Here is a 13892-nt window from a genome sequence, read left to right on the forward strand (position 1 = left end):
AGAATGAAGCGTCAGGGAGTCTAAGCTGTTCTTCTTGAATCTGGATGCAAATGAGGTTACGGTCACTTGTTGGGTACTTTCCCAATAATTACTTTCACTTACCCGATAGAAACAAACTTTGGGAACGGAGGAAAAGTGACCGCGCAATCAGAGAAAAACCCCCTGGGGTTGAAAGGCTTGGACTTCATCGAGTTCTCGGGTCCTGACGCGCACTTTTTCGATCAGGCTCTCAAACAATTAAGTCTTCGCGAGATCGGCCAGGTTCACGGCAAAAATATCAGAGCTTATCGCCAAGGCGATGTGACCTTCCTTGTGAACTGTGAACCGCAGACATTGGCCATGGAGTTTGCAAAAGCTCACGGTCCTTCTGTTTGTGCACTGGGTTTTTTTGTTGAAAATGCAGAAGAAGCTTATCAAAGAGCACTCAATCGAGGTGCTCGTGCTTACGAAGGCAATGAACATCAAAAAGCTTCGACGCTTTTTCCAGCCATCTACGGAGTGGGCGATTCGTTGATCTTTTTCCTCGATGAAAAAAATCAAAACACTTTGTACAAGGAATCTCTTCTGGTTCGTGATGAAGATGCACATCCTGGTGGAAATATTTTGTCTGTCGATCATCTGACAAACAATGTTCCTCAAGGTGAATTGCAAAAATGGTATGACTTTTACGCGAAGATTTTAGGTTTTCAGGACATCTCAAATTCGAAAACTTCTGTGGCTATGCAAGCGCCTAGTGAAAACTTCGTCATTGAAATTCACGAACCTTCCGCTGCGAATATGGAAGTTCTAGAATATTTAAAGGAGTTCAAAGGTTCAGGTATTCAACATATCGCTTTGGCAGCGCAAGACGCTGCAGATCCTGTAACTTGCGGACCCGTTCAAATTGATATCATCAAAAAAGGAGCCAAACGATGGAGCAAATAAAAACTTTGCCCATTCCTGCGCGTGGCACACCCATGACAACCGAGCAAGCGATGCAGCTTGCAATCAGCGAAGCATATAAAGGCGGTCCTCGCGTCAGCCCGAATCCTCTTGTTGGTTCCGTAGTTCTTGATAGCAAAGGAGGATTTTTACAAGCCGGTCACCATGAGTTTTACGGTGGTCCTCATGCCGAAGTGAACGCTCTTAAGAATTTATCTGCCGATGTCCTTAAAGAGGCTCATGTCATCGTGACTCTAGAGCCTTGTGCTCATGAAGGGAAAACTCCGTCATGTGCGAAGATGATTGCGAAGTTGCCGGTAAAAAAAGTTACCTTCGGTTTGATTGATCCAAATCCTTTGGTGGCGGGGCAAGGCGCACAGATTTTGAAAGATGTCGGTATTGAAGCAGAGGTGTTTTCTTCTGCTGATAAAAAACTAGAAGCCGAAATCAAAACTCAGTTGGAAGAAGTGTGTGAAGCTTTTCTTTGGAACTTCCGTCAGAAGAGAGTTTTTGTCTCGCTTAAAATGGCTAGCAGTCTTGATGGACAAGTGGCTTTGAAGTCTGGCGAAAGCCAATGGATCACAGGTCCTGAATCTCGCGAATACGTTCATTACTTGCGCTCTTGCTATGACGGCATTCTTGTCGGCAAGGGGACGATTGAATTCGATAATCCCTCTTTGAACATTCGGCATCCAACGATTGAAAAGAAAAATAAAGTCATCGTGATCGACGGCGAAGGGGATTTACTTTCCAAATATAGCGACTTGAAACTTTCGGCGCTCCACGAAGGAAAAAATATCTTTTGGTGTGTCGCTGAGGATTTGAAAGAGCAGATCGAAAAGAAGATCTCGAAATTTAAAAATCCTCCGCAAATGGTGTATGTAAAGACAAATGTTGGCGGCGATTTGAATTTGGAAAACTTGCTTGAGCATCTTTATCAGCAGGGGCTTCGTTCGGTGATGGTAGAAGGCGGGGCTTTGACGGCGAGCTCTTTTGTTCAGCATAATTTAGTGAATAGGATTTATATGTTCCAAGCTCCGATTATCATGGGGGCTGGCGGTTCAAGATCTTGGACGGAATCTTTACGTATCAAGCAGATGAAGGATAAAATTCACGTAAATAATCCTCGCTATCAAACTTTTGGTGGCGACTTTATGATTACTGGTACTTTGAAATAGTAGGAGCAAGTCCCATGTCAGAAACAATGACGGCAGATAAATCAGGCATCAATTATCGTTGGACTCGTGCAAGCGATGGCGCATTGGCGGGAGTTTGCAAGGGCCTAGCCCAATCTTTAGGTATTGAAACATGGATACTTCGCGTCATTTGGATTGTTGCGATCCTATGGTTCGGCACTGGGGTTCTTCTATATTTGATCCTGGCAATTTGTCTGCCCCGCGTCGATAGACTGGACCAAGCTCTAGATAGAAAGCTTCTGGGCGTGTGTGCTAGAATTGCTAAGAGATATCAGCTGGAAGTCGGTATCGTAAGAACAGTCGCAGTGTTGTTCTTATTTGTGACTTTCGGATCTGCGATCTTGGTTTACGGCCTTTGTTATTTCTTAGTTCCAACGGCTGATGAACCCCGCAAGTCGCTTTAACAGCGCAGGAGTAACTCAGTATTTATGGGTGATGACAGTAGTAGGTCGATCGTAAAATCCCTCAAAAAAGAATGGGCTCTTTTGATGGAAGCATTCCACGGAGATGAAGAGTCCGACTCAGACGAAGCCTTTGGAAATTCAAACGTCGAAGTCATGAGCCTCGACAAAGTTCGCGAGCTAACCAAAGCCTTGACCGAGGATCGCAAGAAACTCAATCAGAAGCTTGAAACTCTCTCTAAAGAGTTGGACTTGAACTCTGCCAAGCTCGAAAGCTTGCGCTTGGTAGGCGGTGATGACAGCGAAACTCTAAATCGTATTCACGAACTCAATGATCTAGGTCAAACAATGGCCGAAGCCTTGGCGAAATTGGATACGAAGTTGAAAGCAGTCCGTTCAAAAGAAATCGAAATCCAAGAAACCTAAAGGTACGCCGTACCTTTTTGCGATGCTGAGTGTTGTAAGTTCGGAAAATTATCTTTGAAAAAGTAAAAGAGGCACCTTGTGGGTGCCTTTTTTATTATTAGCGAATAAAGAAGAAGCTAATAAAGCTCACCAAACCAATCAGACCAGAGCCGGCGCCCATAAAGAAGAAGAACTTCTTACGGGTCAAAACACCGATCGCAATAACTGCGATAGCTACTTGGAAGAATGTCACAGACATGGCTAAGCGTTCGTGCCAGGTCAGAAGCTTTTCGCTCGCTTCCTCTTTTTCCTTGGCAGCTTCTTGGATACCTTCTTGATCTTTTTTGTATTTCTCGATGCGCTCTTTGATTTTGTCGACTTTTTCGCCATCGGTAGCGTTCATCTCGAGGCGGAATTCTTGAAGTGCGCCTTTAATACCTTTTGCTTGATAGTAAGACCATTGGTCTGAAGCTTTGATTTGTTCAATCATTGCTTCATTCGAGTAATGGCCTGCCAGTAGTGCGCAGATCGCAGCAAAGACGGCTAAAACCGCAGACATCACGGCGCCGATATTAATCAAACTAAAGCCAGCAATTTCAGCTCCGACGCCGTGGCCGTGGCCGCCACCATGACCACCATGAAGGGATTCGTGTTGTAGGTGTTCTTGTGTCTGCTCCAGAGGGACTTCAATCTCTTCCATAAAAATTCCTGATAACGTTGTTACTAACTAACCTTTGTTATCACGGTTTTGATACTCTTTCCACTCTCTCAATTTACGCGTTGCTTGTTGCAGGACTGTTTCAAGAATCACGAGCTCTTTCTTCGTCGGGGTATTTTGCAAAAGCATACGACGAAGAACCGTGAACACATTGATTTTTCTTTGGCGAGTTAGATCAAAACCCATTTCTTCAAGCCAGGTCTTCAATGTGGCCTCGGGATTAATTCCCTCAATGCCTTGAGGGGCTCTGCGGGACTTCCCGCCATCCAACTTCGTGCGATCGCCACCCCAAGCACGACGAAGCGAGAACATGCCAAGCAAAGACGCTTGGGCCAAGTTCAGACTCCAGTTTTCCCCGAAGGTTGGCAAGCATGCACAAAAATTCGCATGTTCAAGGTCTTCTGCCGACAATCCCCAGTCCTCGGGGCCGAAAATCAAGTGAACAGTGTACGGCTCGTCACTGGAATGTTGGAATTGCGGGGAGTGATCTTTGATGTCAGCAAGCACATCATCAATATCGCGAACCTGACGACCTTTTCCATCTCGAGCCGTGAAAGCGATTTTAATACTTTCAGGCTCTTTTTCGAAAAACTCATTCCAACTTTTATAAGTTGTGCGGTTCTGCAAACCCGTTTGTCCAGTTGCTGCTGCTTGTTGGGCGTCGTAAGTGATCTCGCACTGTGGATCAACTAAGATCAACTTGGAAAAACCCATGTTGCTCATCGCGCGAGAAGTAGAGCCAATATTTCTTTCATAGATTGTGCGCACCAGAACGATGCGCACGTCAAAGGGACGTTTCATCTACAGATTTCCTGCTAGGGTAAGTCCGTCCTGGATAAGCTGTTTTGTTTTTTCATCTTTAGAAGCCAAAGCGTGAAGATCCTTCTCAAGCTTTGCTTTTAAAGCAGATTGTGGAGCGCGAGTATTCAAGAGCTCGACGCCTTCAAGACGAAGAAGCCAGTCCTCTGCAAACTCTGAATCGTGAGTCTTAAAGAGTTCAGCAAGTTTCATTTCCAAAGCCGCACCCGTCGTTTTGTCTTCACGAAGTTTGCGAAGCGCACCGTACTGACTTTGCAGTTTCAATTCGCTAGCTGAATATTTCGGAGCAGGAACGCGCTTCGCTACAAAGTCATCTGTGTATCCATAGGCCTCACGATCAGCTGCTCCGCCAAATACAGAAGAAACTGTGCAGCCCAAAGCCATGTCGTATGTTCCCCATTCAGGAGCAAACAATACGCGACCATTCAGCTCGGCCTTCGCATCTTTTAAAGTCAGTAGCAAAGTTTTTCCATCTTTCACCACGCGACCTTGAACAGTTCCAGTCACAACAACACCGGATTCAAATTCCAATTTGGTTTTTCTGCCTGGTTCAACGTTTACGAAAGACCATTCCGAGGCGCTCAAGGAAGAGGGGCAACGACCTGGATAATCTTTCAAGTATCCGACTGGAGTTCCAAAACCATGAGCATGATATTTATTGTCATGACCTTCAAGTTGATGATCTTGATAAGACAACTGCGAAGGGCCATCCAAGCGAAGATAAGCGATCTGATTATTGATTGTGATTGCTTCGACAATTTTGCCGGAAATTTGAATGCCAGAATTTAGTTCTGCGGTATTCACAGACTGCGCTTGGATAGCCTTATTCAAACCTTCAAGGCCACCTTTGCGAAAAGCCATTTGTGAAGCCATGTCCTCAAGAACTTTACCCAGGGTTTTAAAATCAGGAGTCACATACAGCTGAGGTTGTGGCTCAGTGATATCGTAACCCATCTTGATGCAATCAACGCTTAAAGGAATTTTCTTAACTTTTGCATCCAAACACCATTTCGCTTCGCCGACACTTGAAAGCAGGCCTGCACCGAAAAGTTTTGGCGATTTCAGATCGCCAATCAAACCATACTCAGCTGTCCACCAATTCATGCGGCCCAATTCGGAGGCTTCAGAAACATGGGAAATACTTTTGCTAACGCGATCCAATTTTTCTTCAGAGGCTTTGATTTCCTCTTTCGTTGAAGAAGGATTTTCTTTGATATCAGAAAGTTCGCGAATCGCTTCGTAAAGATCTAGATCTTCCTTGCTAATGATCGCTTTCTTTGCGACTTGAGCATACTGACGAAGATACTCAGCAAATTCAGGATGAACCAAGATTGGTGCATGCCCTGCGGCCTCATGAACAATGTCAGGGGCTGGAGTGTAAAGCAAGTGGTCCAAAGTTCTCATGTCAGAGGCAATAGGCAAAACACCTAACGATTGTAACTCCATGAAGGCAGCAGGCGGAATAAATCCGCTGACAGGATAAGCGCGCCATCCGAATTCTTGGATTTTTTTGCTGATGTCATCAATATGTGGAATGCGCTCAACATCAATGCCTGTCTTTTCAAGTCCATCAAGGTAGCACTCATGAGCATTCACGGAAAGAAACGCGCGCAGTTGACGCAAAATATAGCGCCACACGGCTTGATCAATCGGTGTGTACTTTTCGTAGTGTTGTTCTACGACGTATTTTCTTAAGTGTGGGGGTAGAAACTCAATCTCCATAAATCATCACCCTTAAAGAGTTGGATCTTCTTTTGAGAGATAATTTTTCACATAGTCATCTACAGCTTTTTCCAATGGCCATTTTGCAGGACTCATCCCTGCAGCGGCCCATTTGTCTGTTTTTGCTTCCGTATAGTACTGATATTGGCCGCGAATGTTTTCAGGCATCTCAATCCAGTTGATTTTAGTTTCTTTACCCATCGCATGGAATGTTGAATTTGCAAGATCCAACCAAGTGCGTGGCTTGCCGAAGCCCATGTTATAGACGCCATTCTTAGGCATTTTTTCCATCAGTTCGAGCATCCAACCTGTCACGTCTTTGATGTAAACGAAGTCACGCATGAATTCGCCATCTTTGTATTCTGGATTTGCCGATTTGAACAAAGCCAAGGTGCCAGAGTCTTTGATTTGATTAAATGCCTTGAACACAACGCTCGCCATGGCCTCTTTCTTGTGCTCGTTTGGTCCAAACACATTGAAGAATTTCAAGCCATACCAGTGTGGGGGAGTTTGCTTCGGATCTTGTTTCAAAGCCCAACGATCAAAAAGAACTTTCGATTCGCCGTACAAGTTTAAAGGTTTCAACAACTCAGGATCCGTTGTATCATCAAAACCAAGTTCACCAGCACCGTATGTTGCGGCACTCGAGGCATAGATCATGGATTTTTGATGTTTCGTACACCATTCAAAAATTCTTTGTGTGTAGTACGTGTTATTTTCCCATAAGAATTCTTTGTTGGTTTCAGTCGTTGAAGAGCAAGCACCCATATGGATGATCCAAGTGACTTTGGATTTTGCCTCGTCAGTTTCTAAGAACGGCCACAATTCGTCTTTAAGAAGGAACTTTGAATATTGACGCTTCTTCAAAAGATCACGTTCTTTCAAAGAAACAGAGTCCACAGCAACGATGTCGGTCACTCCTTTTCTGTTGAGTTCCCAAACCATCACACTTCCAATAAATCCGTTGGCACCAGTTACAATAATCATAGTGATAAAACCCTATTACACAGAGCGAATTTACTCAAGGAATAAGGGCTGTGGAAGCTCTGTCCAAACCTGCATTTTCTTCATAAAAACGCCATTAGGACCGTACCAATTCGAGATGAGCAGGTACGGCCCTTGCTCTAAAGTGTCACTATCGGGAGGCGATGAGTGTTGCGTTCACCACGTTTTTTCATAATCTCATTGTTAGTGTTGTCCATGGGGGTCAGCCTGACTTTGTCGCGTTCACATAGCGGCGTTTCCAAGGTCAAATCTGTTGACGACTACTGGGCCGAGACGGGGCTCGGCCCAGCGGCCTTGGAAGACCTGATCCAAGACAATACTTGTGGCAGTTCTGAGCGTTACTTCCTGGCCTGTGCAAACTCAATTCTAACTGTTGCCAACCGTTTCAATTTGTCTTTAACCACGAAGGGTGAACTTGTTCCTGTAGATCAGAACGTGTCTGCCGACATGAGCTCTGAAAAAAAGCAGCTCGAGGTGTGGAAAGACTTCTTCAATCAAAATACTCAGGCTGCGATGAAACTTTCTTTCCTCAAGGCATGGAACAAGCTTGAAGAGAAATACATCAGCGAAAAACAATCTTCGATGATGGTGGGCCTTGGTTTGAACGGATTCATCTCTGTTTTCCGTGATCCGCATACTTACTTCATGCCTGTGGCAATGTTCAAAGAGGTTGTTTCAAAAGCCGACAACCAATCCAGTTCTCTGGGAATTACTTTGGGTAAAGCCAATGGTCAGTACGTTGTTCGTAAAGTGACCGAAGGCAGCGCTGCAAAGAAAGCAGGCGTTGAAAAAGGCGATATTCTTGTAGAGATTAACGGCCAAAGAGTCCGTGGTCTAATGCAAGCCCGTATCAGTGAGCTTTTGAAGGGCGATGTTGGAACTGAAGCGATGATTCGTGTTCTTCGCAATGGAGAAAAACTGAAGTTCAAGATGACTCGCACTGAAATCACAGTGGCAACTGTTTCGACTCGCGTGATTGATGGTATTAGACCTATCGGTGTGATCGGCATTAACAAATTCGCCAAGGGTGCCTGTGAAAAAGTAAAAGAAGCTGTGGGCATGGTTTCAAAAGCCAAAGTTCGCGGCTTGTTGCTAGATCTTCGTGACAACCCAGGTGGTCAAATGGAAGAGGCGGCATGTATCACGAGCCTTTTCGTTGGTGGCGACAAAAAAGTTTTCGAACTTCGTTATCTTGACCCAAGCAAAAAGCCAGAGGTTTATTATGGCGGCGAAGATAAAATCTTCGATCGTCCTATGGCAGTTCTGGTTAACGCGGGATCGGCAAGCGCTTCTGAAATCGTAGCGGGTGCCCTTCGTGATTTGAATCGTGCGGTTCTTGTGGGTGAACGTACCTTTGGTAAAGGTTCATTCCAAGAGGGTGAGTACTGGGCGCAAAATAAGAAAGTCGCTTTGTTTGAGACAAAAGGTTTCTACTACCTGCCGTCAGGTCGTTCTCCGCAAATGAAGGGTTTGACCCCGGATGTGGCCGTAAACTTCGACAATATCTCTGTAGGCCGCGAAGAGGATCAGTTTATGAATCCACTTCACGCGCCAGAAAAGGCAACAAAGCTGGCGAAGTCTTTAATTTCGACTCAAGACTGTTTGGATCCTGAAGATGGCAGTTCTTCCGAGGACATGCAGTTAACGAAAGCGCGCCAAGTTCTATTTTGTTCAAAAGTTGTAGCGGGGGCCAATTAATCATGATTACGACGGATCTTTTTAAGCATAAATTCATTCCCGCAAAGAAAAAATCTGATTTTTTAATGATCGTTCTTCATGGACGTGGCGATAGTATTCGTCCGTTCTATGATTTCGATGATGAGCTGAATATTCCAGAAATGAATTATCTTCTGCTGAATGCGCCAAGAAGGTTTTTGGATGGCTATACATGGTACGGTGAGCCTCCGTATCAGAGCAACGGTGTGATAAAAATACGCGAGAAGCTTTTTGATCTTTTGAACGATCTTGAAAATCAGGGATGGGACAGTCAGAAAATTTTCCTCTTTGGATTTTCGCAGGGTTGTTTGATCAGTGCGGATATTGGTATGAACTATCCAAAAAAATTGGGTGGTGTCGTCGGTATCAGTGGCTATTTTAACTTCTACCCTCGGTGGAAAAATAATCTGTCTCAAGACGCGAAAAAAACTCCGTGGCTTTTCACTCACGGACATCAGGACGATATTTTGCCTTTAGAAGAAACTAAATATGGTGTCGAGAAATTAAAAGGGGCAGGTCTTAAGGTGGACTGGGTTGAAATGGATAAAGATCACTCTTTGAAAGACGAAGAGTATCCCATTATCAGACGCTGGGTTCGCGAGAAGTTATCCGATCTGAGATAATTTAAAAAAATTTAATGGGTACATGATCCACGTCATGCAGTCGCCCTTCAGTTCTTCCGAAAGGTTTTGTGTAAGAAACAACAACTAGCGAGGAAACTATGGGCGAAAGTTTTTTTAAATGGGACCAACAGAAACTCACAACACACGTAGATGCGATGGATAACGAGCATAAAAAGCTCATTGATATCATGAATCGTCTGTACGAACGTCATGAAGCGAAAGCTGCAAAGACGGAACTTCAAACTATCGTGCGCGAATTGGTTTCTTGGACTGTGACTCACTTCGATCACGAAGAAAAATTCTTTGATACATTGGATTATTCCCAAGCAAATGTACATAAGAAGATCCATAGAGATTTGATCGAACGTCTTAAGCAGCATGGCGCTGAGTTTGACAAGACGGGTGTTTTAACTCCGGCGTTCTTTCAGTTCTTAAAGACTTGGCTAACGGCCCATATCATGGGCATCGATACAAAATACGGTGTGATTGCCGCCCAAAAAGCTGGCTAATAAAAAGCCCAAGGCTCAACACCTTGGGCTTTTTTCTTTAAATTTATAAATGAATTAAATCGACTCTTTGTGCTCTTCTACAAGGCTGAGTAGCTTCGCGAAAAGATCCATTTTTACAGAGCCACCTTGCGGCTCTTGTTGATCGCGATAGAAACGGCTGACTGGGATTTCTGGCATGCCATTGTGATCATAAACCAAACGATCGACAATCTTTTGGATTTGAGTCAGCGGAAGGCCGCGCTTCTTTTCAGTCAAAATCTCGTCGACCATTTCAATCAAAGCGTTACCAGTAATACGTTTGTCAGAATTTAATTTCTGCGCGCGTTCGCTGATGCCTTTTAAAATAGTCTCAGGCTTTTGCTTGCCAGCGGCAGTGGTGACCATTTCGCGGTAAAGCTTTTGGAAGGACTCAATATGCAGACGTTGCTTTTCGCCCATGCGAGCGTCACGGCTTTTTGCAAAGCTTGAAAGAACTGTTTTAAAGAAGTCTTTTTCAAGCATCCAGCGTTTTTCAAATGGAAGCGGGCTATCCACCAAAAACTGTGGATAGGCTTTCAAAAGATGGCGCATATTGTACAAAGCTGGGTGATTGACCCCGTCGGCCACTTTTTCTTCGTTGCCTGCAACTTTGGCTCTTTCAAAGAATGAGAACTCCTTATCGAACTTTTGGAAAAGTTCTTTGTCAGCAAGAATGTTCTTTCTTTGATTTTCATTAAAGCCCATGCGGTACAAAAGACGTTCAGATCTTTGCTCAGTAAACTGGCTATTGAATTTTTCAACGATTGGATGACGGGCAAAGGCGCGAAGAGGTTTTTTATTCTTCGTCTTAAGGTAATCCACCATCTGTGCGAATACTTGTACGATCAAACGTGCCTTTTGTTTTTGCTCGTTTAAATTTGTAGAAAATCTTTCCACGTCATCATAGCGATATTTATCATGGCGAATGCCAAACTGACGAACGCTGCCGTAATCAATAATGCCAGCGTCAGCTAGGACGTTATCGCCATCCCAATCAAGCCATGCAAAGATATAATCGATATCAAGCTGAGCTGTGAATTCCGCAAATGAAGAGCAAACGCAGTTCAAAAGCTCGTCATATTTGGCAAGGCCCTTTGCTTTGATGTTCCATGATTTATTTGAAACCATGCGATCGATCAAATAATCAGTCGCCGCTTTTAAGGCGTCCCAGCGCTCCTGTTTTAAATATAAGAATAAGTGAGCAGGACGGATTAGGTTCGGTGCCGCGCGAACGCCAATCCCATAGCCTTTACCTAAATCGATCACGCACAATACACGCTCTGTGCGGATGCCCTGAAGATGCATCACCTCAGCTAGGATAGAGGCACCAAGAAGCTCGTCAATTTCCGCAAGACCACAACCGTAACCGAAATCAGTTCCACCAGTTTTTAGGGGCTTCGCAGCTTCGACGGAACCTGGTGCAAGGCGAGTCACCCCAGTCCCGCGACTTGAAACGTCCCAGGTCGTGCCACGATGGGAAACTGTCCCGTTCCAAATTCCACGGCCATCGCCAGAAGTCTTTCCTTGCTTGTTTGCGTGCTGCAATTGCAGGTAGCGAGTTGCCATGTATTTATTTGGCCTGATTGTAGAAGGATCAATGCGACGGTTGGTTAGTTCGTCGTATTCGTTGATGATTTGTAGAGAGAATGTGTGAATTAGTTTTTCTTCAAGCTCTTCGGTCATCTGGTTAGGATGATCCGGCGCTATCAGTCCCATTTCTTTAGCGAGAGCGAAATTGAAGTAAGCGACTTTGCCAGTGTTGAGTTGGCGTACGCGGTAGGCAACGAAGCCGTCCTTCACTGCATCCATCCAAGGATGTCGACCATCAATTTGATCAAAGGACGAATAAAAGTTCGTCACTTGCGAATACTTTTTCAACCCATTGTGCTTCATCGTCATGTTGCTTCCTACGCTCCTTGTAGAAAAATGAGACACGTTCTATATCGGTAAACAAAGACTGCACTTTAATATTAAGCCCGAAAAAAAATCGTCCGAATACTAGACTGGACATAATGAGAGGACATTTTCAGATGAAAACATCGGGCTTTTTACTTCTAGTGCTGCTTTCGACGACGTCCTTTGCAGTGAAGCGTGATCCTGCGGGTCGCTTGCTCAGACCGGATTTCCACGCGGCATCTGAATGCCAAGAGCGACCTGAATTTTTAAGTGAAATGCGTAACGATTTTTTAGGAACCTTGTCTCGCTTGCCAGAAACGGTTTTGGTGGCGCGAGAAGCGGAGTTCTATGTTGAAGGAACCGAAAAAGGTGACGATGTGAAGCTTCATGGCTTTCAATCTTTCTTGTCCCACGAGACCTCTTCTGCAGAAGTGCTATGCGCGAATGCCGCGCCAGACTTGAAAGAGCGGTTCGCTCTGTTTGCGCCAACGCTTATTGATACGCGTAAAGAGGCACGTGTTGGCCACAGTTTGTGGCAATTTCAAATGATGGTCGATTCTGGAAAATATGCTTTCTGGAATATGAAAACTCCGTCGTTTAAACCGAGTCAAAATTTGGAAGATTATCTCAAAGCCTCAGGTGCGACCTATAAGATTTATCAGAAAAGTCATGACGAGTATGAGCTGATGATTGTGAAAAAATCGGACTCTACGACAGAGTATTTATTGATCATTTATGATGCGATTCCGAGCCTGAAATAAGCCCTTGGACCAGATTATTTAAATAAGACGCAAGCAAAGCCACCGTAAGGCGTTTTTAGGTTCGTAACTTGACCTTGGTACAGTCGTGCGACCACTAACTGCAAGCGTCCTTGGTAAGCATAACACCGTAAATCAAATTTAAATGCCTGTGCGCCTGCCGGGGTTTCAAATATTTGCTCTGAGGCAGGAACATATTCCTGGGCAATCGTGTCTTCTTTAATAAGCTCTTGGAAAGTCTTATGACTGATCGATGAGCCTTTATAAGATTGCTTCGAACCGAAGGCGTTCTTAGGTTTGAAGAAAAGCTTCTTACGTTGTGACCAAACTTCCTCGGCAGAGGTAGCACTGACATCATAAGAGCGGGGTACAGCTTTACGTAGTAAGACAATATCAGACGCTGAAAGACCCTGCGCTTCGAAGAAGCCTTCTTGGCTCCAGTCAATCAAGCGCTGCTTATCTGCAAGCAGCAAATATTCGTAAGGATTTGGAGACAGGCAAACGTCTTTCGTAAGAAACTTATCGCGCAGAAGAACACTGCTTGTGTCAGTTAGGAAGAAATCTGTATAGCGGTTGTATACGAACTCAGGATCAAAGCTTTTAAATAAATCACGATAGTCAACGATGCGAGAATCCCAGCCCCACGATTTGAAAAGCTCGTTATACACCAGGAATTCAACAAACAGTCTTTGTTCAGAAGGTTTGTCGTCGGTGATGGCGACTTTCAAATTTGAAGAGGCCTCTTTGCCTTGAAGATTCATTTCCAAAATGATGTCACGGCGAATTTCGTCGAACGTAAAGTCAGAAACTGGCAAAGGGAGGTTTTTAGATTTGTACATCTCGTGACCCAAAGCCAGAAATGAAGCATTGGTGTTCACTTCGATCAATTTCAGATCTTGATTTTCATCAACATGAAAATCGTAACTCATCATGATGGATTTATTGCCTGGATCTTTAAGACCCTTCATCGCAATCAAATCATTATAGTGTGTCTGATAAGACTTCTTTTCGCGCATGGCAAATAATCCAGCAACGATGTCTTGTGCTTGTTGCAGAATAGAAGCGGGCAACTCAACAGTGAATGGAGAAATCAGATTTTCCGCAACAATAGACTCAAGGGGCTCGTTTTGTAACCCCTTGAATGAAGACCTAAGCTGATGAATGAACTCGGTCTTTTCTTTCATA

14 protein-coding genes are annotated in these 13892 nt (G+C 44.4%); 8 read left to right on the plus strand and 6 right to left on the minus strand.

The annotated features are described in order from the left end of the window. Positions 1-135 precede the first annotated feature (135 nt). From VF412_RS15250 to VF412_RS15265, 4 genes are read left to right on the plus strand one after another with little or no spacing between them, the layout of a single operon-like run. Positions 136-924 carry a hypothetical protein gene (locus VF412_RS15250; protein ID WP_331340119.1) on the plus strand — a complete coding sequence of 263 codons (789 nt, stop codon included), beginning with the start codon at positions 136-138 and terminating at the stop codon, positions 922-924. Beyond that, complete coding sequence (ribD, locus tag VF412_RS15255; protein WP_331340120.1) at positions 912-2099, plus strand: bifunctional diaminohydroxyphosphoribosylaminopyrimidine deaminase/5-amino-6-(5-phosphoribosylamino)uracil reductase RibD; 1188 nt, start codon at positions 912-914, stop codon at positions 2097-2099. The genes VF412_RS15250 and ribD overlap by 13 nt, the downstream gene beginning before the upstream one ends. Positions 2100-2113: 14 nt before the next feature. Continuing rightward, on the plus strand, positions 2114-2521 hold the full coding sequence (locus VF412_RS15260; protein ID WP_331340121.1) for a PspC domain-containing protein: 408 nt from the start codon (positions 2114-2116) through the stop codon (positions 2519-2521). A gap of 24 nt (positions 2522-2545) precedes the next feature. Then, positions 2546-2944: a hypothetical protein gene (locus VF412_RS15265; RefSeq protein ID WP_331340122.1), complete on the plus strand. Its 399-nt coding sequence runs from the start codon at positions 2546-2548 to the stop codon at positions 2942-2944. A gap of 97 nt (positions 2945-3041) precedes the next feature. Here VF412_RS15265 and VF412_RS15270 read toward each other — a convergent pair whose 3' ends face one another. From VF412_RS15270 to rfaD, 4 genes are read right to left on the minus strand one after another with little or no spacing between them, the layout of a single operon-like run. Further along, a complete protein-coding gene (locus VF412_RS15270; protein WP_331340123.1) occupies positions 3042-3623 on the minus strand; it encodes a DUF4337 domain-containing protein in 582 nt (193 codons plus the stop codon). A 27-nt stretch (positions 3624-3650) separates the two neighbouring features. Then, positions 3651-4442 (minus strand): RNA methyltransferase, encoded by a 792-nt coding sequence (locus VF412_RS15275; protein ID WP_331340124.1) that lies wholly within the window; start codon positions 4440-4442, stop codon positions 3651-3653. After that, on the minus strand, positions 4443-6182 hold the full coding sequence (locus tag VF412_RS15280) for an aromatic amino acid hydroxylase (protein ID WP_331340125.1): 1740 nt from the start codon (positions 6180-6182) through the stop codon (positions 4443-4445). Between the two features lie 12 nt (positions 6183-6194). Continuing rightward, the gene (rfaD, locus tag VF412_RS15285; protein ID WP_331340126.1) at positions 6195-7169 is read right to left on the minus strand and encodes an ADP-glyceromanno-heptose 6-epimerase; all 975 of its coding nucleotides are present in this window, start codon (positions 7167-7169) and stop codon (positions 6195-6197) included. Positions 7170-7334: 165 nt separating this feature from the next. Between rfaD and VF412_RS15290 the strand changes: the two genes are divergently transcribed. The 3 genes from VF412_RS15290 (at position 7335) to VF412_RS15300 (ending at position 10035) form a co-directional block, all read left to right on the plus strand. After that, entirely contained in the window at positions 7335-8885 is a 1551-nt protein-coding gene (locus VF412_RS15290) for a S41 family peptidase (protein ID WP_331340127.1), read from the plus strand. Between the two features lie 2 nt (positions 8886-8887). Then, positions 8888-9526 carry a serine esterase gene (locus VF412_RS15295; protein WP_331340128.1) on the plus strand — a complete coding sequence of 213 codons (639 nt, stop codon included), beginning with the start codon at positions 8888-8890 and terminating at the stop codon, positions 9524-9526. 98 nt (positions 9527-9624) lie between these two features. After that, positions 9625-10035 (plus strand): bacteriohemerythrin, encoded by a 411-nt coding sequence (locus VF412_RS15300; protein WP_331340129.1) that lies wholly within the window; start codon positions 9625-9627, stop codon positions 10033-10035. A 54-nt stretch (positions 10036-10089) separates the two neighbouring features. Here the strand turns inward: VF412_RS15300 and VF412_RS15305 are convergent, their stop codons facing one another. Further along, positions 10090-11952, minus strand: coding sequence for a hypothetical protein (locus VF412_RS15305; protein ID WP_331340130.1), 1863 nt, complete (start codon positions 11950-11952; stop codon positions 10090-10092). A gap of 113 nt (positions 11953-12065) precedes the next feature. Between VF412_RS15305 and VF412_RS15310 the strand changes: the two genes are divergently transcribed. Beyond that, a complete protein-coding gene (locus VF412_RS15310; RefSeq protein ID WP_331340131.1) occupies positions 12066-12710 on the plus strand; it encodes a hypothetical protein in 645 nt (214 codons plus the stop codon). A gap of 14 nt (positions 12711-12724) precedes the next feature. Here the strand turns inward: VF412_RS15310 and VF412_RS15315 are convergent, their stop codons facing one another. Next, complete coding sequence (locus tag VF412_RS15315; RefSeq protein ID WP_331340132.1) at positions 12725-13891, minus strand: hypothetical protein; 1167 nt, start codon at positions 13889-13891, stop codon at positions 12725-12727. Position 13892: the final 1 nt, after the last annotated feature.

Origin of the sequence: Bdellovibrio sp. (genome assembly GCF_036384735.1) — a bacterium.
Taxonomy (GTDB): domain Bacteria; phylum Bdellovibrionota; class Bdellovibrionia; order Bdellovibrionales; family Bdellovibrionaceae; genus Bdellovibrio.